General features: G+C 71.6%; 23 protein-coding genes and 2 pseudogenes. 8 read left to right on the forward strand and 17 right to left on the reverse strand.

What is annotated here, in order from left to right:
• Positions 1-3: 3 nt before the first annotated feature.
• The gene (locus tag EP757_RS03000) at positions 4-417 is read right to left on the reverse strand and encodes an ABA4-like family protein (protein WP_127542676.1); all 414 of its coding nucleotides are present in this window, start codon (positions 415-417) and stop codon (positions 4-6) included.
• Positions 414-1,307 (reverse strand): hypothetical protein, encoded by an 894-nt coding sequence (locus tag EP757_RS03005; RefSeq protein ID WP_232050344.1) that lies wholly within the window; start codon positions 1,305-1,307, stop codon positions 414-416. The genes EP757_RS03000 and EP757_RS03005 overlap by 4 nt, the downstream gene beginning before the upstream one ends.
• A 111-nt stretch (positions 1,308-1,418) precedes the next feature.
• Here EP757_RS03005 and EP757_RS03010 point away from each other — a divergent pair, with 111 nt between their 5' ends.
• From EP757_RS03010 to EP757_RS03020, 3 genes are read left to right on the forward strand one after another with little or no spacing between them, the layout of a single operon-like run.
• Positions 1,419-2,909 carry a hypothetical protein gene (locus EP757_RS03010; protein ID WP_127542677.1) on the forward strand — a complete coding sequence of 497 codons (1,491 nt, stop codon included), beginning with the start codon at positions 1,419-1,421 and terminating at the stop codon, positions 2,907-2,909.
• A 34-nt stretch (positions 2,910-2,943) separates the two neighbouring features.
• On the forward strand, positions 2,944-3,519 hold the full coding sequence (locus tag EP757_RS03015; RefSeq protein WP_127542678.1) for an NTP transferase domain-containing protein: 576 nt from the start codon (positions 2,944-2,946) through the stop codon (positions 3,517-3,519).
• A gap of 35 nt (positions 3,520-3,554) precedes the next feature.
• Positions 3,555-4,343 (forward strand): pectate lyase, encoded by a 789-nt coding sequence (locus EP757_RS03020; RefSeq protein ID WP_232050345.1) that lies wholly within the window; start codon positions 3,555-3,557, stop codon positions 4,341-4,343.
• On the opposite strand, the gene EP757_RS03025 is transcribed toward EP757_RS03020, so the two are convergent.
• The 4 genes and pseudogenes from EP757_RS03025 to EP757_RS03040 form a co-directional block, all read right to left on the reverse strand.
• Positions 4,334-4,999: an HAD family hydrolase gene (locus tag EP757_RS03025; protein WP_127542679.1), complete on the reverse strand. Its 666-nt coding sequence runs from the start codon at positions 4,997-4,999 to the stop codon at positions 4,334-4,336. The genes EP757_RS03020 and EP757_RS03025 overlap by 10 nt on opposite strands.
• A complete protein-coding gene (locus tag EP757_RS03030) occupies positions 4,996-5,886 on the reverse strand; it encodes a GlxA family transcriptional regulator (protein ID WP_127542680.1) in 891 nt (296 codons plus the stop codon). Before EP757_RS03030 ends, EP757_RS03025 begins: the two co-directional genes overlap by 4 nt.
• Before the next feature lie 7 nt (positions 5,887-5,893).
• Positions 5,894-6,478 carry a cysteine hydrolase family protein gene (locus EP757_RS03035; RefSeq protein WP_174262333.1) on the reverse strand — a complete coding sequence of 195 codons (585 nt, stop codon included), beginning with the start codon at positions 6,476-6,478 and terminating at the stop codon, positions 5,894-5,896.
• Positions 6,479-6,643: 165 nt separating this feature from the next.
• Positions 6,644-7,129: pseudogene (locus EP757_RS03040) on the reverse strand (DUF6194 family protein); the annotation flags it as partial.
• 75 nt (positions 7,130-7,204) lie between these two features.
• On the opposite strand from EP757_RS03040, the gene EP757_RS03045 reads away from it, so the two are divergent.
• Positions 7,205-7,897, forward strand: coding sequence for a MerR family transcriptional regulator (locus tag EP757_RS03045; protein WP_127542682.1), 693 nt, complete (start codon positions 7,205-7,207; stop codon positions 7,895-7,897).
• Positions 7,898-7,922: 25 nt separating this feature from the next.
• On the opposite strand, the gene EP757_RS03050 is transcribed toward EP757_RS03045, so the two are convergent.
• The 7 genes and pseudogenes from EP757_RS03050 to EP757_RS03075 form a co-directional block, all read right to left on the reverse strand.
• A complete protein-coding gene (locus EP757_RS03050) occupies positions 7,923-8,339 on the reverse strand; it encodes a PRC-barrel domain-containing protein (RefSeq protein WP_127542683.1) in 417 nt (138 codons plus the stop codon).
• 71 nt (positions 8,340-8,410) lie between these two features.
• Positions 8,411-9,337 (reverse strand): sugar kinase, encoded by a 927-nt coding sequence (locus tag EP757_RS03055; RefSeq protein WP_127542684.1) that lies wholly within the window; start codon positions 9,335-9,337, stop codon positions 8,411-8,413.
• Complete coding sequence (locus tag EP757_RS03060) at positions 9,334-9,972, reverse strand: bifunctional 4-hydroxy-2-oxoglutarate aldolase/2-dehydro-3-deoxy-phosphogluconate aldolase (protein ID WP_127542685.1); 639 nt, start codon at positions 9,970-9,972, stop codon at positions 9,334-9,336. The genes EP757_RS03055 and EP757_RS03060 overlap by 4 nt, the downstream gene beginning before the upstream one ends.
• Positions 9,962-10,522, reverse strand: a complete 561-nt coding sequence (locus EP757_RS03065; protein ID WP_127542686.1) for a hypothetical protein — start codon at positions 10,520-10,522, stop codon at positions 9,962-9,964. The genes EP757_RS03060 and EP757_RS03065 overlap by 11 nt, the downstream gene beginning before the upstream one ends.
• 36 nt (positions 10,523-10,558) lie before the next feature.
• Positions 10,559-12,469, reverse strand: coding sequence for a hypothetical protein (locus EP757_RS43695; protein ID WP_232050346.1), 1,911 nt, complete (start codon positions 12,467-12,469; stop codon positions 10,559-10,561).
• Between the two features lie 888 nt (positions 12,470-13,357).
• Positions 13,358-14,017: pseudogene (locus EP757_RS44740) on the reverse strand (BTAD domain-containing putative transcriptional regulator); the annotation flags it as partial.
• A 24-nt stretch (positions 14,018-14,041) separates the two neighbouring features.
• A complete protein-coding gene (locus EP757_RS03075) occupies positions 14,042-15,067 on the reverse strand; it encodes a bifunctional 2-polyprenyl-6-hydroxyphenol methylase/3-demethylubiquinol 3-O-methyltransferase UbiG (RefSeq protein WP_127542688.1) in 1,026 nt (341 codons plus the stop codon).
• Between the two features lie 71 nt (positions 15,068-15,138).
• Here EP757_RS03075 and EP757_RS03080 point away from each other — a divergent pair, with 71 nt between their 5' ends.
• Positions 15,139-16,026, forward strand: a complete 888-nt coding sequence (locus tag EP757_RS03080) for an NADP-dependent oxidoreductase (protein WP_127542689.1) — start codon at positions 15,139-15,141, stop codon at positions 16,024-16,026.
• Here the strand turns inward: EP757_RS03080 and EP757_RS03085 are convergent.
• Positions 16,003-16,878, reverse strand: a complete 876-nt coding sequence (locus EP757_RS03085) for a TetR/AcrR family transcriptional regulator C-terminal domain-containing protein (protein WP_127542690.1) — start codon at positions 16,876-16,878, stop codon at positions 16,003-16,005. The genes EP757_RS03080 and EP757_RS03085 overlap by 24 nt on opposite strands.
• 83 nt (positions 16,879-16,961) lie before the next feature.
• Between EP757_RS03085 and EP757_RS03090 the strand changes: the two genes are divergently transcribed.
• Both EP757_RS03090 and EP757_RS03095 read left to right on the forward strand, forming a co-directional pair.
• Complete coding sequence (locus tag EP757_RS03090; RefSeq protein WP_127542691.1) at positions 16,962-18,119, forward strand: FAD-dependent monooxygenase; 1,158 nt, start codon at positions 16,962-16,964, stop codon at positions 18,117-18,119.
• 62 nt (positions 18,120-18,181) lie between these two features.
• Positions 18,182-18,919: an SGNH/GDSL hydrolase family protein gene (locus EP757_RS03095; RefSeq protein ID WP_127542692.1), complete on the forward strand. Its 738-nt coding sequence runs from the start codon at positions 18,182-18,184 to the stop codon at positions 18,917-18,919.
• On the opposite strand, the gene EP757_RS03100 is transcribed toward EP757_RS03095, so the two are convergent.
• Positions 18,903-20,930 carry a peptidoglycan recognition protein gene (locus EP757_RS03100; RefSeq protein WP_127542693.1) on the reverse strand — a complete coding sequence of 676 codons (2,028 nt, stop codon included), beginning with the start codon at positions 20,928-20,930 and terminating at the stop codon, positions 18,903-18,905. The two genes, EP757_RS03095 and EP757_RS03100, sit on opposite strands and share 17 nt — an antisense overlap.
• A 133-nt stretch (positions 20,931-21,063) precedes the next feature.
• A complete protein-coding gene (locus EP757_RS03105; RefSeq protein ID WP_127542694.1) occupies positions 21,064-21,552 on the reverse strand; it encodes a TspO/MBR family protein in 489 nt (162 codons plus the stop codon).
• Positions 21,553-21,644: 92 nt separating this feature from the next.
• On the opposite strand from EP757_RS03105, the gene EP757_RS43200 reads away from it, so the two are divergent.
• Positions 21,645-21,794: a hypothetical protein gene (locus tag EP757_RS43200; protein WP_174262334.1), complete on the forward strand. Its 150-nt coding sequence runs from the start codon at positions 21,645-21,647 to the stop codon at positions 21,792-21,794.
• On the opposite strand, the gene EP757_RS03110 is transcribed toward EP757_RS43200, so the two are convergent.
• Positions 21,791-23,473, reverse strand: a complete 1,683-nt coding sequence (locus tag EP757_RS03110) for an alpha-glucosidase (RefSeq protein ID WP_127542695.1) — start codon at positions 23,471-23,473, stop codon at positions 21,791-21,793. The two genes, EP757_RS43200 and EP757_RS03110, sit on opposite strands and share 4 nt — an antisense overlap.
• Positions 23,474-23,508: the final 35 nt, after the last annotated feature.

Here is a 23,508-nt window from a genome sequence, read left to right on the forward strand (position 1 = left end):
TCATCAGCCTAGGAGTTTCCTGATTCCCAGGTAGGCGGCCAGGCCGAGCGGGCCCAGCAGGATCGTGAGCAGGAGGATCGGCGCCATGACGAACGGTGAGATGCCGCGCTCGCGACTGTCCAGATAGGCCCAGCGGCCGACGAACAGGTCGAAGGCGATCATGTGCGCCCAGCCCGCCGCCGCGCCGGCCGGGGTTCCGAGCAGCGCGGTCACCCCGGCCAGGGTCGGGTTCGCCACGGCCGGCAGCACCTCGGCGAACGCCGGGATCACCAGCAGCGCGTAGATCGCCAGGATCGGCAGAACGATCAGCGGGGAACCGATGATCCGGGTCGTCCAGGACCACCGCGGCAGCAGGATCATCAGCGCCCAGAACGGCGCGGCCAGCGCGAACGTCAGGCCGAAGAGCAGTTCGGTCATCGCTTCACCGCCCAGGCGCCCGCTCCCGCGGTTCCCGCGGCCAGGGCCGCGAACGCGATCAGGGTGGTGGCGTCCGGTTGCAGCAGCGGCTGCGCTCGCAGGGCCTGCCAGGTCAGGAGCAGCACCAGTACGGCGTAGGCCCCGCCACCGATCAGCACGAGCCGGGTCTTCTTCGCCGGGCTCAGGCCGGTCCGGGTCAGTAGGAACGCCAGGATCGGCAGCGCCTGCAGGGCGTGCAGGCCGACGAAGTGGCTGATCCGCAGGTCGCCGCCGGTCGTGCTCCAGCCGGTGATCGGCATGCCCGGCCCGCCGTCCGGCACACCGACCGCGTGCGCGCCGATCGCGTCCGGCGTCCCGCCCTGCGAGGTCATCAGGAACCCGAGCGCCATGCCGAGCAGCGACACCAGCAGGCCGAGCCGGATCGCCCAGGCCACCGCCCGGTCCGGGATCCGCTGCCGCAGCGCGGCCACCGCGATCACCACGTGCGCGAAGAAGAGGACCATGATGGATGTTCCCATGAGCGACCAGAGCGTCGCGTCGAGCGGCGTCGCCACGTTGTAGTGGCTGGTCCGTCCCCGGATCACCTGCGCCACGATGATCGTCAGCTCGACCACCGCCACGCCGACGACGACGATGCCGGCCCGCTCGGCCGGCCGGCTGCGGCGGGGCAGGACCGCCAGCATCCAGGCGAGCGTCCAGCCGTAGACGACGAACGAGACGGCGAACTTGAACGGTTTGAGCCAGATCGGGACGCCGGTCAGGATCCTCGGGTCGGTGAAGACGCCGACGGCGGCCACGATGGTGAGCACGGCGGAGACGGCGGTGAGAGCGAGCAGTGCCCGGTTCCACCGCACCGGTGCGCGGAGGGCCGGCATATCGATCGTTGTCATGCCAGCAGCGTCTCGCCGTGCGAGGGCGGGATCGTCCGACCGGCGGCCGCAGTTGTGGCCGGTCGTCGTAGGCCCTCTCCTACTCTGGTAGGAGACCGCCATACTGGCGCGGTGACCCCCAGCACCGACTTCCCCGCCGACGAGTCAGGCCGGCGCAGCAGCAACTCCTTCGGCCGTTCCGTGGTAGCCGACGCGCTCCGCTCCGCCGACCCCGCCGCCGCGGCCGCGGCCGAGCGGGAGAGCGACTGGCGGCGTGGCTACCTGCGGCACTTCCGGGCCCTCGTCGAGGCGGGCCTCGCCGGTGACGGGACCGAGGCGTACGAGATCGCCGAAGCCGGACTGGCATCGGTCCAGGCACGGATGCGGTTCCGCCGCGACGACGGCGAGTTCACCCTGGCGCAGGCGCTGATGGCCGCGCCGGACCGGCCACTGGAGACGGTCTCGGTGGTCGGCACGGGCGTCGCCGTCAAGGAGCTGACGGTGCCGTACCGCGGTTCGCTGCTCAGCGGCGACGCCCTGAAACGGCAGCTCGACGTGTGGGTGTCGGCCGGGGTGATCGAGCAGTCGGCGGCGCGTGCCGTCGCCGAGGTCGCCGCGAACCCGGACTGGCTGGACCTCAGCGACCAGCGGCTCGTCGCGTTCGGCGCCGGGTCCGAGATGGGCCCGCTCGCGTCCGTGCTGACCTGGGGCGGCACCGTCCTCGCCGTCGACCTGCCCCGCCAGGACCTGTGGGAACGCACCGCCGCGGTGGCGTCGAAGTCGGCCGGCCGGCTGCTCGCCCCGCTCAGCGCCACGACCGGCCCGGTCGACGAGCCGGTGGACGCCGCCGACGCCGCGGCGATCCCGCAGCCGGTCGCCGGGGTGCCCGGCGCCGACCTGCTCAGCGATCTCGGCGCGGTGGCGCAGTGGCTGCTCGGGTTCGGCGAGCGGCTCATCCTCGGCAACTACGTCTACGCGCCGGGCGGCACCTACCCCCGGCTCGCGGCGGCGCTCGACGCGCTCGCGGTGCACGTACGCCAGCAGCGGCCGGACACCGCGCTGGCCTTCCTCGCCACCCCGACCGACGTCTACGCCGTGCCGGGCGAGGCCGTGACACAGGGCCGGGAACGGTACGCGGCCCGGTCCGGCCGTGCCCGGGCCGGCGCGGTCGTCTCCGGTGGGCGGCTGCTGCGGCCGAACTACCCGTACGACGCCGTGCCCGGGATCAGCGACAGCCTGGTGCCGCAGCAGGGACCGAACTACGCCCTGGCCAAGCGCATCCACCGGTGGCGGGCGACGGTGGCCCGGCGGGACGGGACGGTCAGCTTCTCGGTGGCGCCGCCGACGCGCACCCGGTCGGTGGTGAGCAACCGGCTGCTCGCCGCGGCGTACGCCGGCGCCCACCTCTTCGACGTGGAGATCTTCGAACCGGCGACCGCGAGCCGTCTCATGGCCGCGCTGATGGTCCACCAGATCCGCCGTCCCCGCCCGGCCGACCCGGCCGCCTGGAAGGACGAGGCGAACGGCGCGGCGCACGGCGGGCTGTGGCGGGCCGCCTACCACCCGCGGACGGCCCTGCCGCTGGCCGCCGTCTGGGGTCTCCCCCGGGTCGCCCGCTCATGACGGCCGCGGCGCGGGCCCGGCGCGGGGCGTGCTCATGACGGTCGCCGGCCTGGTGCTGGCAGCGGGCGCCGGCCGCCGCTACGGCATGCCGAAGGCGCTCGTCGAGCACGACGGGCGCCTGCTCGTGCAGCGCGCGGCGGCCACGCTGCGGGAGGCCGGCTGCGACCACGTGCTGGTCGTCCTCGGCGCGGCCGCGGACGAGGTGCTCACTCGGGCCCCCGACCTGCCGGCGACCGTGATCAACCCGGACTGGGCGAGCGGCATGGGCTCGTCGCTGCGCACCGGCTTGGCGACCTTGGAGACGACCGATGCCACCGCCGCGGTGGTGCTGCTCGTCGACATGCCGGGCGTCACCGCCGAGGCGGTCCGCCGGGTCACCGCTCACGCAACGCCCGGAGCCCTGGTCATGGGCGGGTACGGGGATCGCCGCGGGCATCCGGTACTGCTCGGCCGCGAGCACTGGGCCGGGGTCGCCGCCACCGCCGGCGGGGACCGGGGGGCGCGGGACTATCTCCGTACCAGGAAGGTCCTGATCGTGAATGTCGGCGACGTGGCCGATGACGAGGATCTGGACGTGCCGGGCAACCTTTCGGCGGCCGGCGATCACTAAGCCTTCGACAACATCGTCGACGGAAGGCTTGGATCGTGTTGAACAATCTGCGGAAGCGGTGGCGGGCCGGCATCGTGGCGGTCGCCGCGGTCGGACTGGGCCTCGGCGCGGTGGTCTACACCCAGGGCGCCTCGGCCGCGACGTGGCCGAGCGCGACCGGCACGGTCAAGCTCACCGCCAGCAAGACGGTCTCCGGCACGCTCGACGGCGGCCTCAAGCGGTACGTCGGCAGCGGCGCCCTCGGCAGCGACTCCCAGGACGAGGGCCAGGACCCGCTCTTCGTGCTCGCCGACGGCGCGGTGCTGAAGAACGTCATCATCGGCTCCCCGGCCGCCGACGGCGTGCACTGCAAGGGCTCCTGCACGATCCAGAACGTGTGGTGGGAGAACGTCGGCGAGGACGCGGCCACCTTCAAGGGCGGCTCCAGCGCCAAGTACACGGTGACCGGCGGCGGCGCCAAGTCGGCCGACGACAAGGTGTTCCAGCACAACGGCGGCGGCACGCTGACGATCAGCGGCTTCGACGTGAGCGACTTCGGCAAGCTGTACCGCTCGTGCGGCAACTGCTCGACGCAGTACAAGCGCACGGTGATCGTGAAGAACGTGACCGTCGCGGCCCCGGGCAAGACCCTGGTCGGCATCAACACCAACTTCGGCGACACCGCCACCCTCTCCGGCATCACGATCACCGGGGACAGCAAGAAGAAGATCTCGATCTGCGACCGCTTCACCGGCAACAACACCGGTAAGGAGCCGACGAAGACCGGCAGCGGCCCGGACGGCACCTTCTGCAAGTACACGACCGCGAACATCACTTACAAGTAGGTCGCCAGTTCGTCCAGCGTGCTGATGCGGCGCGTCTCCTCGGCCGGTCCCGTGGCGGACCGGTCGAGGTGCACCGCCCGTAGTCCGGCCGCCCGCGCTGCCAGCACGTCGAAGGCGTGATTGTCACCGACGCTGAGCACCGCGCCCGGCGCGAACCCCCACCGCTCGCAGGCGAGGCGGAACGCGTCCGGATCGGGTTTGGCGACACCCAGATCGTCCGGAGTGAACACCGATGCGATGTGGCCCAGGCCCATCCGGCGCAGTTTGCCGCGTTGCTGGAGCGCGCTGCCGTTGGTCAGCACCGCGACCGCCAGGCCGGCCCCGGCAACCGCGGCCACCGCAGCGGCCGCGTCGTCGTAGGCCCGGTAGCCGGCGTCGTAGTGCGCCAGATAACCGGTGAAGAGCCCTTCTTCGTCCTTCGCGCCCACCAGTGGCAGGAAGTCCGCCAGCCGCCGCCGGCGCTGCTCAATGAAGTCGATCTCCCGTCGCCGCCAGGTGGCGAGATGGCGTTCGGCGATCTCGTCCCAGAGCGCGTGGACCTCGGGCGAATACGCCACCCCGATGGTCGGCAGCCAGCCCTTCAGCGCGGCCTCGACCGAGCCGTCGTGGTCGCCGAGCGTGCCGTCCAGGTCGAAGAGGACGCCTTTCACGATCACGCGGCCACGATACGGGAGCGCAGCCGCCGCAGCATCCGGGCGTCACCGAATCCCACGGCCCGGGCCGCCGACTCCACCGTGGACCCGTGGCCGATCAGGTGCTCGGCCCTCTCCAGCCGCAGCTGCTGCTGGTAGCGCAGCGGTGTCTGCCCGGTCGCCGCGGTGAAGAGCCGGGTCAGCGTCCGCTCGCTCACCCCGGCCGCGGCGGCCAGCTCACCCAGCGGCAGCGGGTCGGTGAAGCCGGCGTCGATCCGGTCCTGCACGCGGTGCACCACGTCGCTCAGGTGCGACCGGTGCCGCAGCATCGCGCTCTCCTGCTGGTCGTCGCCGTTGCGCCGGGCGTAGACGACCATCTCCCGGGCGGTCTGCGCCGCGACGGCCGGGCCGTGCCGCTGCGCCACGAGGTGCAGTGCCAGGTCGATGCCGCTGGCGATGCCGGCCGAGGTGACCACGCGGTCGTCGGCGACGTAGAGGACGTCGCGCAGCACCGTGGCGGCCGGGTAGGACGCGGCCAGCCGCTCCTGCAGGTCGTGGTGGGTGGTGCAGCGGCGGCCGGCGAGCAGGCCGGCACGACCGAGCGCGTCAGCGCCGGCGCAGACACTGGCGACGGTTCCGCCGGCCGCGTGGTGCGAGGCGAGTCTTTCCAGAGGATATTTCCCGAAATATCCGTATCCGTCCCTCCAGCCCGGCACCAAGATCAGGTCGTCGGCGCCGAGGTCCGGCCACTCGCTGCTCGCCTCCAGCGCGATCCCCTGCCAGGTCGGCACCGGCGACGCCTCAGCGACGTAGAACAGCTCGTAGCCCGGCGCGGTCGAGAAGACCTGCGCCGGGCCCGCCAGGTCCAGCAGGTGCACCTGAGGGGTGAGCACGAACACCACGCGACTCACGATCCGGTCACTCCCCGATGATCTCCGCAACGGTCTTGATCGTGGCGAACCGGCCGGCCAGCGCGTACCGCGTCCGGGTCGACACGTCCTCCGCGGCGAGCGTACGCGGGTCGGCCAGCAGCTCCTCGACGGTCTGGTCGGCGGGGGCGTCCCAGTGCGGGATCGGGTGGGTGGCGGTCGCGTCGATCGCGAACGTGACGTCGTAGCCGAGGTCGGACGCGACCCGGGCGGTCGTCTCCACGCACTGCTCGGTCCGCAGTCCGCAGACGGTCACCGACCGGACCCCGGCGACCGTCAGGCGATGCTGGAGATCGGTACCGGTAAACGCGTTGTGCACGTTCTTCACCAGCAACGGCTCGTCGGCGGCCGGCTTCAGATCGTCCACCACCCGCACGAATCCGTTCACCGGGTCGAAGGTGCCGCCGGTGCCCGGCTCCTCGTGGATCACCCAGATCACCTTCTCGCCGGCAGCCCGCGCGGCATCCACGAGCCGGCCGACCTTCTCCACCACGTCCGGGTTGTCGACGGTCCGCCAGAGCGGCCGGGCCCGGAACGATTCCTGAACGTCGATCACGATGAGCGCCTTGGTCATGCCTTCATCAAACGCCGCGCACGGCACCTCCGGCAGACACCATCGCGTCCCACCCCGGACCGATCCGGTCATCCTTCCCTCGTACGCACCCAGCGCCGAGCCGTCGGCCACGAACCCACCCAGACACCCGCAAGGCGCCTGAACCACGGCCGGACCCCACGCAGGTCAGGCGCCTGGGTGCTTTCCGTCGGAGCGGGCGGCGCCTCGGCTCTGGCGGGCCACTGATCGTGCCCGCGCGTGCTCCAGGAGTCGCGCGACCTCCGCCGCCGTGGACAGGCCCGGGTTCACGACGCTGCCCCAGCCCTGCACGCCGTAGGCCGGGTGTGGCACGAACCGGTCGGCGGCGGCGAAGTCGATGGCGGCCCGCTTCGCGGCGAGTTCCTCGGGACCGAAATCGAACAGACGGCGGAACTCGTCGCGGCCCAGTTCGATGTTGAGGCGGTACGCGCCCGGGCGATCCAGCCGCGACTCCTCGTCGAAGCCGGGAACGTCATGGAAGACGATCGTGGCGAACGGGCGCATCCGATCCTCGCCGACGAAGAAGAACCGGTCTCCCCAGGTGTAGGCGGGCATCCCGGAATCCGGCTCGATCACGGTCATCGCCACACCGGGCAGGTCCAGGATCCGGGCGGCCAGGTCGTCGGCGTGCGGGTTCACGGTGGAAGAAGCCATGACCTTCACCGTATCGTTGAACCGCCCAGTGAGACTTCACCCGGGGAGTCGCTGATGAAGTCTCCAACGCGGGCGTTCAGGCCCGCTGATCTGGGCGCGGCGCACGGGCTCTCCGCGCAGGCGGTGCGCAACTACGAGCGGGACGGTTTCCTGCCGCCCGCCGCGCGATCAGCCAGTGGATACCGGCTCTACACCGACCAACACGTGGCCGCTCTCGCCGCTTATGTCGCGCTTGTTCGGGGGTACGGCTACCGCACGGCCGGCGCCGTCATGCGGGAGGTGCACGCCGGACGGGTCCCGGCCGCGCTGGTGCTGATCGACGAGGCCCACGTCCAGTTGCACCGGGACCGATCGACGCTGGCGGCCGTCGGCGTGCTCGCGTCCGCGCCGGAGAAGAAGCCCGCCACCGTCGGAGGGCTGGCGAACCGGCTCGGCGTCGCCCCTGCCACGCTGCGGAAATGGGAGGCTGCCGGGATCGTCACGCCGGGTCGTGACCGGGCGGGTTCGAGGGTCTACTCGGCTGCCGACGTGCGGGATGCCGAGCTGGCTCATCTGCTGCGCCGGGGCGGCTACCCGCTCGGGCGCATCGCCTCAGCAGTGCGGCAGGTCCGGTCAGCGGGCAGACCGCCGGAGCTGGCCGAGTGGCAGCAGCGACTCGACGATCAGGCGCGCCGGATGCTGACCGGTTCGGCGCGGCTGGCCGACTACATCGACGCGCAGACGTACGCCGCCCCGCCCGGGGGGTAACGGGCGGGGCGGCGGTCAGTGGCGGTCAGCGCGGGAAGTCGCGGTAGCTGCCGGTGTAGTAGTCACCGACCTGCTCCCGGTACTCCGGCGTCTCGAAGGTGTCCTTGTCGTACTCCGGAGAGCTCTTGATCTGCTCCTTCGTACGGTCCACGTACACCTTCCGCTCGTCGCGGTCGACGGTCTGCACCGTGCCGGCCGGAAGAAGCACCTTCCGCCCGAAGATCCACGGTCCGGTGTCGACCACGAGGTAGGCGCTGCCGACGTCATAGCTGGCCTGGTCGATGGAGCCGATGTGACCGTCGGTCGCCTCGACCTTGAACCCGACCAGGTCCACGCCGGCCGACCCGAATTCTTCGGCGCTCTCCGCACCGGCCGGGTCAGCGGTGCTGCCCGTCACGTCCGGTTCGCGCCAGATCCACGGGGTGAACGGCGTCGGTTGCATCACGGCCTCCTCACATAGATGAATTTGCCGCTGCCCATATCGGTACCCGGGCCGACCGCCGCCAAACACCCCTATCGGTTGATGTCGTCCCCGGCGAGCGACTTCAGGTCGGCCCGGGTCGGCAGGCCCTCGCAGTCACCGGGAACGGTCACCGCGAACGCGCCCGCCTCGATGGCGGTCCGCAGGCGGTCCAGTGGCGGCGCCCCGGCCAGCCGGTCCGCCAGGTAGCCGGCCACGAACGCGTCACCCGCGCCGACCGGGTCGATCGCCGTGACCTCGATGGCCGGCACCGAGCTGCGGACGCCGTCGAGCAGTGCCACACAGCCCCGCGCGCCGTCCTTCACGATCACCTCGGTCGGGCCCAGCGCGGCCAAGCCGCCGACCGGATCGGCGCCGTCCACGAAGATGGCCGCCTCGTCGGGCCCGGCGAACACCACGTCGGCCCGGCTCACCAGGTCACGGAGGACCGGGGCGGCGTCGAAGCGGGACCACAGCTTGCTGCGGTAGTTGACGTCCACCGACACCGGAACACCCGCCGACCGGGCCGTCTCGACAGCCGCGAACACCGTCGCCCGGCAGCTGTCGCTCAGGGCCGGGGTGATGCCGGTGACGTGCAGGATGCCCGCCGCCCGGATCTCCGGCTCGGGCACGTCGGCCGGGGTGAGGCGGGAACCGGCGCTGCCCGCCCGGTGGTAGTCGGCGTGGATGAACTGCGCCGACCGCTGGAAACGGACCATCAAGCCGGTGAACGAGTCATCCGGCAGCGCTGTCACCCGTACGCCGAAGGAGCGCAGGCGCGTCGCGATGAGCGACCCCGTCGCGTCCCTGCCGAGGCGGCCCAGCCAGGTGGCGTCGCCGCCGAGACGCGCCACACCGATCGCCACGTTGCTCTCCGCGCCGGCCACGCCGAGGGTGAAGCCGCGGGCGTGGTCGAGCGTGCCGATCCCGTCCGCGACGAAGATCCCCATGGATTCGCCGAAGGTCAGCAGCGAGCTCATGAGCGGGCGTACCTCACCGCGTCGACGGCGTGCCGGGCCCGCGCGGCGAGTGCCGTGAGGCTGCCACCGGAAGCCGCGTCGCCGATCAGCGGCCCGCCCACGCCGACGGCCACCGCGCCGGCCTCCAGCCACTTCGCGATGTCGTCGAGGCCGATGCCACCGGTCGGCAGGATGCGCGCGTCAGGCAGCGGCCCGCGCAGGTCACGCAGGTATCCGGGGCCGAGGCCGCCGGCCGGGAACAGCTTGATCAGCGGCGCACCGGCCCGGTGCGCGGCGAGGACCTCGGTCGGGCTGAACGTGCCCGGATAGAACGGGACGTCCGTGGTGATCGGCACCGAGGCGGGCGAGACCAGGAAGGTGGCGCCGGCGTCGACGGCGGCCTTCGCGTCGTCGTCGGTCAGCACGGTGCCGGCGCCGACCCGCACCGAATCCGGCAGCTGGCGGCACAGACCGGCGATCGCGTCGAGAGCGCCCCGCGAGGTGAGCGTGATCTCGAGCGCGGTGACGCCGGCCGCGACCAGCACGTCGGCGATCGCGGCGAAACTGGCGGCGGTCGGCGCCCTCAGGATGGCGACGAGGCCGGCATCGGCGATGGCGGCGGAGACGGGATCGAGGGATGCGCGTTCATCGGTCACCCCTCGATCCTGCCCTAAGGGCCGCTCGGCGGCGGAACCCGTTCAGTGCCGGCGACTCGGCCGCCGGCGGCACGTCCTTGATCTCCAGCTCTTCGCGGACCGCCGCCTCGAACTGCTGCATCACGAGCGGCACCTGCGCGAGCAGCTCCCGGAAGTGGGTCCGCGGCTCGACGCCGACCACCCCGGCCGGGTTCATCTCGCCGTGCAGGCGTTCCAGCTGCAGATGGACGGCGAGAGCGGCCGAGCGCACCGGGCCGGACGCCAGCAGGCGGACCGGCATGAGCGCGGGGCCGATCTGGTCCGTGTAGCTGAGCGCGCTCGGCGGCTTCTCACCGGAGTCGTAGGCCGCGCGCAGCCGATAGGTGGCCCGTTCGAACGCGGCAAGCAGCTGCACGTATGCCGCTTTGCGCTCGTCGTACCACTGCCGGGTCCGGCGTCGCCGGCTCAGGATTTCGCTGTTACGGGAGGCGGCGAGGTGCGCGGCCGCGGCCCCGGCGAGGGCGAACACGACGGCCACCAGGGGGAGTCCCCACCACGGGATCTGAGACACGCGACCAACCGTATCGAGCCGGAGCCCGGCGGTCTGTCAACCACGTCTCTCCGCTTCGTTCGCTTCCTCGATCGTGCGCGCCGCCTCCTCGGTCGCCCTGGCCGTTCCCATCACGGCGCCGCGCCTGACGATCTCCTCGAACCGCTGCTCCCCGAGCCGTTCCCGCGCTGCCGCCCGGGCCCGATCGAGCCGGGCCGCCTCGGCCGGGTAGACCTTCGCCTCCGGCAGCGCCGCGTCCAGCAGCACCGCCGTCTCGTCCTGCCCCACCCGCACCAGCAGCACCATCAGGTTGCGCAGCGCCGCGGTGTGCAGGGTGTCGTTACCGGCCCGGCGCCAGAGCCGCAGCACGTCCCGGAACGCCGCCAGCGCGACGGCCGGATCCCCGTGCCGGCTGCGGACGGCGACGGCTGCCGTGCCGGACGCCGCCTGGAAGAGCCGGTCGTCGACCGATGAGGCCAGGGCCTCCGCCTCGGCCAGCAGTTCCAGGGCCTTCGGCGGGTCGATGTCGCCGAGAGCTTCGCCCAGGCCGTACCGGGCCTCGGCCATCGCCCCCGGGTTGCCGATGCCGTCGGCCAGCTCGACGGCTGCCGTCGCTGTCGCCACGCCCTCCTCGGCCCGCCCGGACCAGGCCAGGACCAGGGCCTCGCCGACCAGGCCGGAGACGCGGGCCACGGGATGACCGGTCATCGCCTGATAGTGTTCCAGCGCGGTCTCGGCGTCGCATTCGACCAGGGCCACGTCGCCGAGGACTTCGTGGGCGGGCGCACCCTTGGGTTCGGCCATACCGGCGAGTCTCCTGGCTTCGTCGAGTTCACCGCGGCCCCAGGCGTGGGTGGCTGCGGCGGCGAGAGCGTCGGCCCTTCCGGGCATTTCCGCGATGTCGGTCGCGGCGTGTCCCCAGGCGAGGACCTCGTACTGCTGACATCGGTAGCCGTAGCGGTACATCGCGGCGGCCAGCCGCACTTTGACCTGCGCGTCACCACGGGACCAGGCCAGGCGCAGGTCGGGCAGGAGGGCGTCGATCTCCCGTACGGCCGCGGCCTGATCGGCCCCTCGCATCCGCGCGGCGAGTTCCTCGGCCGCGACCGCCATCGCCGCCGCGTGCCGCCGCTCCGCCTCGGCCACCTCCGACGCCGCATGCCGTCCGCCCGCGGGCTGTTCCAGCGCGTAGGCCCGCACGGTCTCCAGCAGCCGGAACCTCCCCGCGCCGTGCCGCGCCACCAGGGACCGGTCCACCAGCCCGGCCAGCAGCCCGGCGACACGCGACCGCGGCAGCCATTCGTCGGCGGCGACCGCTTCCGCCGCCGCCACCGTGAACCCGCCGGCGAACACCGCGAGCCGCCGCAGCAGCCGCCCGGAAGCCGGATCGAGCAGCCCGAACGACCACTCCACCACGGCCCGCAGCGTCCGATGCCGCGGATCAGCACCCCGCCGCCCCCGATCGAGCAGATCGAGCCGGTCGTCGAGCCGCGCGACGAGTTCGTCCACGCCGAGAGCCCCGGCCTGCACCGCGGCGAGCTCGATGGCGAGCGGCAACAGGTCGAGCCGCTCCACGATCTCCCCGACCGCGCCGGACGGCCGCACCCGGGCCCGCTCGCAGAACAGCCTCTCCGCCGCCGCCCTGTCCAGCGGCCCCAGCCGCAGAACCTGCTCCCCGTCGGCCCGCAGACTCTCCTGACTGGTGACGACGACCCGCGTACCGCGCAGCGCCTCCACCACCCGCACCGCCTCGTCGATCAGGTGCTCACAGTTGTCCAGCACGACGATCGGATGCCGGCTCCCCGCCTCGGCGATCACGCCCAGCCGATCCCCCTGAGGCCCGATCCGAGCCCCGACCCCCACCGCCACCGCTTCCAGCAGATCCGCTTCCCGCACATCAGCCGCGTCGATCCACACCACGCCGTCCACAGCCCGCACGGTCTCCGCCACCAGCCGCGTCTTACCCACCCCACCAGCCCCCACGACGGTGGTCAGGCCAGGCTCAGCGAGAAGTCCTTCCAGCTGCCGCCGCTCACCCTCACGCCCAAGAAAGGACGAAAACCGCAGCGGTACGCCGGCACCCCAGCTCTTGCGTCCTTCCCCCGAAGGCCGTGGCCCCCATCCACCGGAGTCAGCAGGCCCTCCGCCCCCACTCCACCGAGGCCCTGCAAGCCCCACCACACCCCTCAGCAACCGAGAATCCCCAGCGCCCTCGCCTCCCCCCGAAGCCAATCCCGAAGCCGAACCCAAAGCCGAACCCAAAGCCGAGCCCAAGACCGCCCCCGAAGCCGAGCCCAAGGCCATTCCTGAGGCCGGGCCCACAGCCACTCCCGAAGCCGACCCCAAGGCGAAGTCCGACATTTCGGATTTGTTCCGCGAGCTCCCTGCACTGCCCACGTCCGCACTGCCCACGTCCGCGCTGCCCGCACCCGCACTGCCCGCACCCACACTGCCCGCACCCACACTGCCCGCACCCAGACCGCCCGCGTCACTACCGCCGCCGCCCACCTCCGCATTGCCCACGCCGCCACCGCCCACGCCGCCCGGCTCCGCATTGCCCACGCCACAACTCAGGCCGGACATTTCGGATTTGCACTGCCGACTGCCCGCGTTCCCCGCGCCTGCACTGCCGACATCCTCGCCCGCGCCGGACATTTCGCATTTGTCGGCTTTAGGCGAGCCGGTTGTAGGCGAGCCGGTTGTAGGCGAGCCGGTTGTAGGCGAGCCGGTTGCAGGCGAGCCGCCCGCACTGCCGACACGATCCCCCAGGCCGGACATTTCGCATTTGTCGGTTACGGGCGAGCCGCTCGCAGGCAGGGCGGTCGCAGGCAGGACTGGGCCGCGAAGTAAAGACCGCTGCAAGTCGCCGACTCTCGGGGACGGGTCGAGGCCCAATCGGTCGACGAGGGAGGCTGCGTGGTGGCGGAGGGCTTCGAGGGCTTCGGCGCGTGCGCCCGATGATGCCAGGGCGGTGGCGAGGGTGAGGGTTCCTTCTTCCCAGCAGGGGTCGGCGGTGGCGTGTTCGCGGACCAGATCGGCTGCCGCGCGCGGGTCGAGGGTGCGGGCGTGCCGGACCAGCGCGTCGCGGTAGAGGGTGAGGAGTCTCGCGGCCATACCCCGGAACGGCTCGGACGGGAACTCCGGTAGCGGGTTCCCTCGCCACAACGAGACCGCCTCCGCGATGCCCGGACCGGCAGACGGACGAAGGAGGGATTCGAAATGCAGGGCGTCGACGGCGGAGGCGGGCACGTGCAGGAGATAACCCGCCGGCGAGTGGGTGATCAGGCCTGGCACGCCGAGCCGTGCACGTAGCCGGGCCACATGGGACTGGAGCGTGTTCCGCGCCGACTGGGGTGGGTCGTCGGGCCAGAGGGCGTCGGTCAGTTCGGGCACCGCGACGGGACGGCCGGCCCGCAGAGCGAGCAGCGCCAGGATCGCACGTTGCGACGCGCCGGCCACTGCGACCGGCCCGTCGGCGCCCTCCACTTCGAAGGGGCCCAGCACCCGGACCAACACGCTCCCGACCGTAGGCCGCCCCGACTATCGCAGTCGATAGAAGCGCCAGAAGTCGTTGTCGATGCCGAGCACCTCCGGCGCCGCGAAGCCGGCCTCCCGCGCCCAGCGCAGAAGCGTCGGGGCTCGGAGAACCGTGCCGTTGGCGATCACCGGGTTCTCGGCTCGGGTGGCGGGGAGGCAGTGGAGGACGCTGAAGGCGTACTGCAGGCGTTCCACCTCGCCGGCGGGGGCGGTGAACTCGTCGGCCACCCGTTCGTCGGCGATGAAGACGCTGCCGCCGGGGGTGAGCAGGGCCCGGGCGTTGCGGAGCACACCTACGGGATCGCCCATGTCGTGCAGCGCCTCGAAGATGGTGATCAGGTCGTAGTCGCCGGTGACCGCCGCGGCGTCGGCGAGGGTGAAGCTGACCCGGTCGGCGACTCCGGCGGCCGCCGCCACCTCGCGCGCGACGGCGACGGAGTGCTCGTCGAGGTCGGCGCCGCGTACGGTGATCCCCGGATAGGCCAGGGCCAGCGCCACCGAGGAATAGCCCATGCCGCAGCCCAGGTCCAGTACCGAGGCGCCGGCCCGCAGACGGGTTTCGATCTCGGGAACGGCCGGCAACCACGTACCGGTCAGAAGGTGGTCGAACATCGGCCGGTTGAAGCCGGCGATGCCGTGGCGCACGTCGGCGTAGGCGGAGTACGGGATGCCCTCCCCGGTGCGGAACGCCTCGATGACCCGTGGGGTGAGCAGGGCGACGCCGACGGCGAACTGCCCGGCTGCGCCCGCGTACTCCGGCCCGCCCTCGTCGAGCAGCACCTCGGCGGCACCCGGGGCGAGGGCGAAACCGGCGGCACCCGAGGCGAGGGCGAAACCGGCGGCGGCCTGCTGTTCCAGCCACTCCCGGGCATATCGTTCGTCGATGTTCGCGGCCTTGGCGAGCTCGGCGGCGGTCAGTGGCCCGTCCCGCAGCGCGGCGTAGAGGCCGAGCTGCCGTCCGATCTCGACGGTGCAGAGTTCGGCGGCGCCGAGGAGGGCGCCGAAGAGTCGTTCTCCGATAGCGGTCATACGGCCACCATCGGCGAGGTCGCGTGCAGAACGCTTGACCTCTACTGGAGTTCAGCTTGCAGGGTGGTCACATGAGAGCTGTCGTCTTCGACCGGTACGGTCCGCCCGACGTTCTGCGCTTCGCCGACCTGCCGGATCCCGAGCCACAGCCCGGCGAGGTCCTGATCCAGGTCTACGCCGCCGGGGTGCAACCCTTCGACGTGGCGGTGCGGACCGGCCGGATGCCGTGGGTGCGGGCGCAGTTCCCGCAGCAGATCGGCCAGGAGTACGCCGGAGTGGTCATGAAAGGTGATCTGCCGCCGGGAACACCGGTGCTCGGCTCGACGATGCTCAACGCCGTAGCCGAAAAGCTGACCGCCAAAACAGAGAATGTCATTAAAAAACCGGACCACCTGGACTTCGCGACCGCAGCCGGACTGGTGGCCGCCGCTCAGACGGCGAGAGGCGCCCTCCAAGAACTCCAGCTGAGCCCCGACGACGTCCTCCTGGTGCACGCCGCAGCCGGCAGCGTCGGCACGATCGCCACGCAACTGGCCCGCCGCCTCGGCGCCACCGTGATCGGCACGGCGAGCGAGGGCAACCACGACCATCTGCGCGATCTCGGCGCGGTGCCCGTGGCGTACGGGGAAGGTCTGGTCGAAGCCGTCCGTGCCACCGGCCTGAAACCGACGGTCGCTCTCGACGCCGCAGGCGGAGAAGCGATCGCCCAGTCGGTGGAGCTCGGGATCGCGCCGGGACGGGTCGGCACGATCGTGGACGACAAGGCGGCGGCGGAGGTCGGGGCGGTAGTGGTGCGCGCCGGTCGATCGCCGCAGCGGCTCGCCGAGGTCATCGCGATCCCGGGCCTGCGCATGCCGATCCGCGCCTATCCGTGGGAGCGGGTGAGCGAGGCGCACGCGGCCGTCGAGTCCCGGCACGGCCGCGGCAAGGTCGTGCTAACGATCGATCATCACGGCTAGCCCGTCGAGAAAACGTTCCAGTCCGAATCGGAACAGCGTCTCCAGGTCGAGCTCGAAGTCCGAGTCGGCCCGGAACAGTTGCTGGTAGTGCGGCGCCCGGTTCTGTTCTGCGAACCGGGCGAACGCCTCTCCCTGGGTCGCCATCCACTCGTCGCCGGTCAGGCCGCTGTCCCGGAACGCCTGCGCCTCCGGTTCGAGAGCGCTCGCCAGCCCGCGGACGAAACTGAAGACCAGCACCTGTACGAGGAGACGCTCGTGCACGGCGAGTCCCGTCCCATTGAGCGAGCCCATCAGCCATTCGCCGAGGCGGAGCGCGTTCGATGCCGGCTGAGGCCTGGTCAGCGACATCGAGCCGGCCAGCCACGGATGCCGCTGGAAGATCTCCCAGAGGGCCTGGGCGCCGGCCTCCAGATCGGCACGCCAGTCACCGCGATACCGGGCGGGCACCCGCATCCCGCCGAGCGCGGTGTCGATCATGCCGAGCAGCAGGTCGTCGCGGCCGGGCACGTGCCGGTACAGCGACATGGTGGCCACGCCGAGGTCCGCGGCGATGCGGCGCATGGACAGTTCGGTCATCCCGTCCCGGTCGGCCAGGGTGATCGCGGCGGCGACGATCCGATCACGGCTCAGCTCGGTGTCGCGGGCCGGCGCCGGTCCGGCCACGACGGTGCCGACTCCGGGCCGGGCGGTGGTCAGGCCCTCCTCGCGGAGCGCCGCCTGGGCTTTCGTGGCGGTCGCGATGGCGACACCCCATTCCCGGGTGATCGCCCGCGCGGACGGCACCCGGTCGCCGGGACGCAGCTCACCGGCTTCGATGCGACGGCGGATCTCGGCGGCGATCTCCTGGTACACCCGGCCTCCCGTACTAGTGCGGTTTGAAGCCCTGCCCGGGCTCTAGTACACCGGTGTACACAGTACGCACACGAGGGGGAGATATGCGGGTATTGATTTCCGGAGCGGGCATCGCGGGACCGGCGTGCGCGTTCTGGCTGCACCGGGCGGGCGCGGACGTGACGGTGGTCGAGCAGGCGGAAGCGCCGCGGCCCGGTGGGCATGCGGTGGACGTACGGGGGGTCGCCCGTACCGTCGTCGAACGGATGGGCCTGATGCCGGCCGTCCGGGAGCATCTCGTCGACGAACGCGGCTGGGCCCTGGTCGACCGGCACGGCCGGTGCCTCGCGGAGATGCCGGCCGACGCGTTCGGCGGCGAGGGGATCGTCGCCGAACTGGAGATCGCGCGAGGCGACCTGGCCCGGATCCTGCTGGAGGCGACGCCGGTGGACTACCGCTTCGGCGACCGGATCACCGCGTTGACGCCGGACGGGAAGGTGACGTTCAAGAGCGGCGATGAATCGGTCTACGACGTCGTCATCGGCGCCGACGGCGTCCACTCGGGCGTGCGCGCCCTGGCCTTCGGCGAAGAGAGCCGATACGTCCATCGCCTGGGCGGCTACACCGGCTACTTCACCGTCCCCGACCCGGGCGACCTGGATCACCGGTTCCTCATGTACAACGCCCCTGGCGGCCGGGTCGCCGGCATCCGCCCCGAGCACGGCGGCACCGCGAAGGCGATGCTGTCGTTCCGCAGCAAGCAGCGGCTCCCCCGGCGGGACGGACGCGACCTGCTCGCCGAGCGGTTCCGGGACGTGGGCTGGCGGGTGCCCGGATTCCTGGCCGCGATGCACGACGCCGGGGACTTCTACTTCGACTCGCTCGACCAGGTCCGCGTCGACCGCTGGCATCGCGGCCGGGTCGCCCTGCTCGGCGACGCCGGCTACTGCGGATCCCCGCTGGCCGGACTCGGCACCAGCATGAGCCTGGTCGGCGCCTACATCCTGGCCGCCGAGTTGATCGAGCGGCCCGATCCGGAGTCCGCGTTCGCCTCCTATCAGGAGCAGATGGCCGCCTACGTGGCGGACGGCATGCGGCTGCCGCCCGGCGGGATGCGCATGTCGGCGCCGAACACCCGCCTCGGTATCCGGGCCCGCGCGCTCGTCACCCGGATGATGATGCGACGGCCGATGCGGACGCTGCTGGCGAAGCAGTTCGCCAAGGCGGAGGCGATCGAGCTGCGCGAGGTGGCAGCACGGTAGCGGCCGGTTGCGGCTCCGGATCAGGCGCTCAGTGCCCGGCGACACGTGACGAATCGCCGGGCATGCGCCTGCTGAACCGTCTCGCCGCCCCGCTGCTCGCCGCCGTCCTGATGACCGGTGGCCTGACCCTGTCGGCGGCACCGGCGGCAGCGGCGGCCCCGGCCGAGCAGCAGGCGATCCGGATCATGCCGCTCGGTGACAGCCTCACCTTCGGCAAGGGCGACAAGACCGAGAACGGCTACCGCAACTGGCTCTTCAGCTGGCTGACCCTGTCCGGCGTCGACGCCGACTTCGTGGGCTCGCAGAGCGACGGCACCGGCACCGACACCGGCCACGAGGGACACCCCGGCTGGCGGATCGCCTGGCTGACCCGGCACGTCGACTACTGGATGTCGACGTACAAGCCGCAGGTCGTGCTCCTCGACATCGGCACCAACGACCTGATCCGCAACCAGGCGAACGGCTCCACCCAGCGTCTCGGCAAGCTGATCGACCGCATCGTCGCGGCCGACCCGGACGTCAAGATCGTCCTGGCGAAGCTGCTGGTCGTGAAGCACAAGAACGCCCGTGAGTTCCGCGCTTTCAACGCGAAGCTGGCCAAGGTCGCGGCCCGGCACCCACGCAACGTCACGCTCGTCGACATGTCGGTCATCCCGGCGTCGGACACGGTGGACGGTGTGCACCCGGACCAGGACGGCTACCAGAAGATGGCCTTTCAGTGGTACCAGGGCCTGCGCCGCGTCCTGCCCACCGGCCGTTCGTTCCAGCCGGTCGCCAGCCCTTTCACTTCAGGTAGGTGACGCCGTCCAGCACTGCCGATCCGCTCTCCACCTGAACACGGATCGTGTGCGGCGCACTGTCCGGCCACATCCGCGTCCACACCGCCTGCCGGTACTTCGTCGCCGCCCCCGCGAGATCCACCACGCCTTGGTCACGCCCGTCCAGGAAGATCCGCACCTGGCCGGAGGTGGCGGTGCGGGCTGCCACGAGCGCTGCTGACCGGCCGGTGACGGTCCAGGTCAGCGACGCTCCACGGATGGATGCGGAGGCAGCTTCGCTGCCGATGAAGCCGGGGTTGCGCAGGGTGCGCCAGGTTCCGGTCCGCTGGGCGCCGGCTTCCGGGACCACTGCGGTCGTACGGGCGACCGTGGCGTTCCGCACGTTGCCCGCCCGATCAGCGGCCGTCACCGTCCAGGCGCCGGCCTCACCCAGTGTCGTGGTCGTGTCGAAGGTCCGTGCCGCGGCGCCGAGCACGGCCCGCCCGGTTCCGGTGACCCGCACCGAACGCAGGCCGTTGCCGTCGGCGGCCGCCCAGCTCACCCGCACCGGGACAGCCGACTCCATCGAACCGGTGCGGAGCGCCACCTGCGGCACCGTGTCGAACTGCGGCGGCTCCGGGTCGGCGAGGATCCGCGCGCTGGTCACCGAGGTCCGCCCGGACAGGTGCACGGCCTTCACGGCGACCATGTGCTCGCCGGCGGGCAGTCGCAGCCGGGCCAGGCGGTTGCCGGACGGCACCGCGGTGAAGAGCCGGCCGTCCAGCCACACCTCGAAGCGGTCCATCATCCGGGTGGGCGTGGAGAGCGTCCACAGCGGTTGCACGAGGCCGCGGGTGTAGAACTTCCCGGCGTACGCGGCGGCCCCGCTCAACTGCTGGTACCGCAACCCGATCGGCGCCCCTCCGGCGATCGCCCGGATCGCCGGGAGCTGCAGGTAGAGCGCGTTTCCCGGGCACTCGGTGGACCCGGCGTCGCGGTGCCCGGAGATCCGGCTGAGGGTCGCGGTACGCCCGGCCGGATACTTGTTGCTGCCGCCGGAGACGTACGCGACCCGCCCCGCCGGCGGACTCCCCCACGCGCCCAGCTTGTAGGCGGCCACCTGCGCCACCGACGCCCGCGCGGCCACCGGGATCCGGACCGAGCGGAAGTCGCCGATCACCGCGATGGCGCTGGCGTTGTTGTTGAAGCCGAGGGTGTGCGCGCCGAGAACCGAGCGGTGCACGCCGCCCTTGCGCCCCTCGAAGACGTTGCCGCACTTGTCGACCAGGAAGTTGTAGCCGATGTCGTTCCAGCCCTTGCTCTTCACCTGGTACGCCTCGATGCCCCGCACGATGCTCGCCGACTGCCCGCAGGTGTAGTCGTTGCCGGTCGCCGTGTGGTGCACGAAGACCACCTCGATCGGCCCGGTGTAGGAGGGCGCCTCCTTGACGATCTTCTCGTTGGCGCCCCAGCCGGCCCGGGTCACGATCTTCGGGATGGGCCGGGCCGGGAGCTTCGCGCTGCGCCGCTGAACAGCCGCCGGTGCCATCGCCGGTTTCATCGCCGGTTTCATCGCCGGTTTCAACGCCGGGCCGGTGATCTCCCCGTCCGGGTTGATCAGGTCGACCCGCAGGCCGTCCGGCAGCGACTTCCCTTCCATCCGCGCCTGCACCCCGTCGGACGGTCCCACCCAGAGCGGATCACTGGCGCCCCGCGATCCCTCGGCGCCGCCGGAGGCATCCGGGTTGTCGGTCTCCAGCAGCTGCCACGGCGTCCACCGGCCGGTCCGGGCGGCCCGGGTCCGCACCTCGATCCGGCCGTCGCTGACCGCCTCCGGGTCCGACCAGGTCACGCCGACCATGCTGAACGGTTCGGTGCTGCGGCGCGGCAGCTCGGCGTACCCCGCGGCGACCAGGTGCAGGCCACCGGGCCGGGCGAGGTCGAAGGTCTGCAGGACCGGTCCGGCCGTCCGTGCCGAGAACGGATCCGCTATCGCGACGGCGACCGCGACCGCCGGGGTGACGGCGACGAGGGCGGCGAGCAGGCGGCGCATGGAAACTCCCCCGGCCACCGGCGGAAGGGGTCAATTCGGGGCTTACCGGCGACCATGTGCCACCTTGCCGGTGCCCCGAGTGACGCGTGGGGAGTTTGGTGAAAAAAGTTCAGATTTATCCCTCGTGAGCGGATCAGTTCGCCGACCAGATCGCGGCGTTCAGCGCGGTGGCGTAGGTGACCCACAGCAGGTACGGAACCAGCAGCCCGGCGGCGACCTTCGAGATCGGCCGGAACTTCACGATCGTCACGCCGATCAGCACCCAGAGCACCACGATGTCGATCAGCGCGAGGCCGTACTGCCCGGCGCCGAAGAAGATCGGCGTCCAGATCGCGTTCAGCACGAGCTGGGCGGCGTACCAGTTGAGCGCCGATGACCAGCCGGTCCGGCGCCAGACCAGCCAGCCGCTCACCGCGATCATCGCGTACAGGACCGTCCAGACGGGGCCGAACAGCCAGGACGGCGGCGCCCACGGCGGCTGTTCGAGGCTCTGGTACTCGCTGGCGGTGCCGGCGACGCCCAGCCCGCCGATCAGGGCGGCCGCCGCGGCGGCCGCACCGAAGCCGGCCAGGGCGAGCCAGGGCGAGACGTGCCGTCCCGAGCGCATCACGTGACTGGTCATAGCCCGGGAGGTACCCATGAACCTCTTGTTTAACGCTCTCCGATGTGGGGGTAAGCGATCGCCGCCTCATTCCCCCACATCGAGGAGCAAACATGTCGATCCCCGGACTCTTCTACCTGATCGCCGTCATCCTGCTCGTCCTGGCGGCCCTGCCGATCTCCACGCGCGGCATCAGCCTGGCCCTGCTCGGCGCCGCGTTCGCCCTGCTCGGCTACTCCTGGGACACCATCACCGCCGGCTAGACGCTCCGTTTGTAGACCACGGCCTGCCAGGGGGCGATCGTCGAGTCCGCCGGCGCCCCCGGCAGGTTGTTCAGGATCAGCTCGCCGCTCAGGTCGAGCTCGGCGCGGACCGGCTCGCCGGAGAAGTTGCCGATCACCAGGAGCTCGGTGCCACCGAGGCGGCGGGTGAAGGCGTAGAGCCGCTCGTCGTGCGGCAGCAGCATGGTGAAGTCGCCGTCGGCGACGGCCGGCTCGGCGTGCCGCAGCGCCACGAGCTTGCGGTACCAGTGGAAGACCGACTCCGGGTCGGCCTGCTGCGCCGCCGCGTTGATCTCGCGGTGGTTCGGGTTCACCTTGAGCCACGGCGTGCCGGTGGTGAAGCCGGCGTTCTCCGACGCGTCCCACTGCATCGGCGTCCGGGCGTTGTCCCGCCCCCGCGCCCGCAGAACCGTCAGCACCTCCTCGGGCGTCCGGCCCTCCATGTCGAGCGCCTGCCGGTACTGGCCGAGCGCCTCGATGTCCCGGAAGTCCTCGATCCCGGCGAACGGGTAGTTCGTCATGCCGAGTTCCTCGCCCTGGTAGATGTAGGGCGTCCCGCGATGCAGGTGCAGCACGGTGCCGAGCATCTTGGCCGAGGCGACCCGGTTCGCCGGGCTGTCGTCGCCGTACCGGGAGACCGCGCGCGGCTGGTCGTGGTTGTTCCAGTAGAGGCTGTTCCACCCGAGGTCGGCGAGCCCGGTCTGCCAGCGGCCGAAGATCGCCTTGAGCTGGGTGAGCTGCAGCGGCACGAGCAGCCACGGGTCAGGTCCCCGGTCGACCCAGACGTGGTCGAACTGGAAGACCATGTCGACCTCGTGCCGGTCCGGGTCGGTGTGCAGCCGGGCCTCCTCGACGGTGACGCCGGGTGTCTCGCCGACGGTGAGCAGGCCCTCCCGCCCGGCGAACACCTCCCGGTGCATCTCCTGGAGGAACTCGTGCAGTCGCGGGCCGCCGATGAACCCGGCCGAGCCGTCCGCGTACGCCGCCCCGGCGCTCAACCGGCCGTCCGGAAGAGGCACGACCTTGGAGATCATGTTGATGACGTCCATCCGGAAGCCGTCCACGCCCCGGTCCAGCCACCAGCGCATCATGGCGTAGACGGCCTGGCGGACCTCGGGGTTCTCCCAGTTGAGGTCGGGCTGCTTCTTCGAGAACAGGTGCAGGTAGTACTCGCCGGTCTTCTCGTCGAACTCCCACGCCGGCCCGCCGAAGACCGAACCCCAGTTGGTCGGCTCGGCGCCCGGCGTGCCCGGTTCCATCCCCGGGCGGGCCGGCTGCCACCAGTACCAGTCCCGCTTCGGGTTGTCCTTCGACGACCGGCTCTCCAGGAACCAGCGGTGCTCGTCCGAGCTGTGGTTCACCACCAGGTCCATGATCAGCTTGATGCCCCGGGCATGCGCCCCGGCCAGCAGCTCGTCGAAGGTGGCGAGGTCGCCGAAGAGCGGCTCGATGTTCTGGTAGTCGCTGATGTCGTAGCCGTTGTCGTCCTGCGGCGACGGGTAGATCGGCGACAGCCAGAGCACGTCGACGCCGAGTTCGGCCAGGTAGTCGAGGTGGTTGATGATGCCGCGCAGGTCGCCCATGCCGTCGCCGTCGGAATCCGCGAAGCTCCGCGGATAGATCTGGTAGACGACCGCCTTCTTCCACCACGAATCCGTCATGGCTCTTCTCTAACACGAGAACGCGTCCGATACCG

It is taken from the genome of Actinoplanes sp. OR16, from assembly GCF_004001265.1.
Classification (GTDB): Bacteria; Actinomycetota; Actinomycetes; order Mycobacteriales; family Micromonosporaceae; genus Actinoplanes.

Bases quoted from the DNA above. Each gene is read 5' to 3' on its own strand.
- EP757_RS03000 (WP_127542676.1), bottom strand. From the start codon at position 417: ATGACCGAACTGCTCTTCGGCCTGACGTTCGCGCTGGCCGCGCCGTTC.
- EP757_RS03005 (WP_232050344.1), bottom strand. From the start codon at position 1,307: ATGACAACGATCGATATGCCGGCCCTCCGCGCACCGGTGCGGTGGAAC.
- EP757_RS03015 (WP_127542678.1), top strand. From the start codon at position 2,944: ATGACGGTCGCCGGCCTGGTGCTGGCAGCGGGCGCCGGCCGCCGCTAC.
- EP757_RS03035 (WP_174262333.1), bottom strand. From the start codon at position 6,478: ATGACCAAGGCGCTCATCGTGATCGACGTTCAGGAATCGTTCCGGGCC.
- EP757_RS03045 (WP_127542682.1), top strand. From the start codon at position 7,205: ATGAAGTCTCCAACGCGGGCGTTCAGGCCCGCTGATCTGGGCGCGGCG.
- EP757_RS03050 (WP_127542683.1), bottom strand. From the start codon at position 8,339: ATGCAACCGACGCCGTTCACCCCGTGGATCTGGCGCGAACCGGACGTG.
- EP757_RS03055 (WP_127542684.1), bottom strand. From the start codon at position 9,337: ATGAGCTCGCTGCTGACCTTCGGCGAATCCATGGGGATCTTCGTCGCG.
- EP757_RS03075 (WP_127542688.1), bottom strand. From the start codon at position 15,067: ATGACCGCTATCGGAGAACGACTCTTCGGCGCCCTCCTCGGCGCCGCC.
- EP757_RS03080 (WP_127542689.1), top strand. From the start codon at position 15,139: ATGAGAGCTGTCGTCTTCGACCGGTACGGTCCGCCCGACGTTCTGCGC.
- EP757_RS03090 (WP_127542691.1), top strand. From the start codon at position 16,962: ATGCGGGTATTGATTTCCGGAGCGGGCATCGCGGGACCGGCGTGCGCG.
- EP757_RS03095 (WP_127542692.1), top strand. From the start codon at position 18,182: ATGCGCCTGCTGAACCGTCTCGCCGCCCCGCTGCTCGCCGCCGTCCTG.
- EP757_RS03100 (WP_127542693.1), bottom strand. From the start codon at position 20,930: ATGCGCCGCCTGCTCGCCGCCCTCGTCGCCGTCACCCCGGCGGTCGCG.
- EP757_RS03105 (WP_127542694.1), bottom strand. From the start codon at position 21,552: ATGACCAGTCACGTGATGCGCTCGGGACGGCACGTCTCGCCCTGGCTC.
- EP757_RS43200 (WP_174262334.1), top strand. From the start codon at position 21,645: ATGTCGATCCCCGGACTCTTCTACCTGATCGCCGTCATCCTGCTCGTC.
- EP757_RS03110 (WP_127542695.1), bottom strand. From the start codon at position 23,473: ATGACGGATTCGTGGTGGAAGAAGGCGGTCGTCTACCAGATCTATCCG.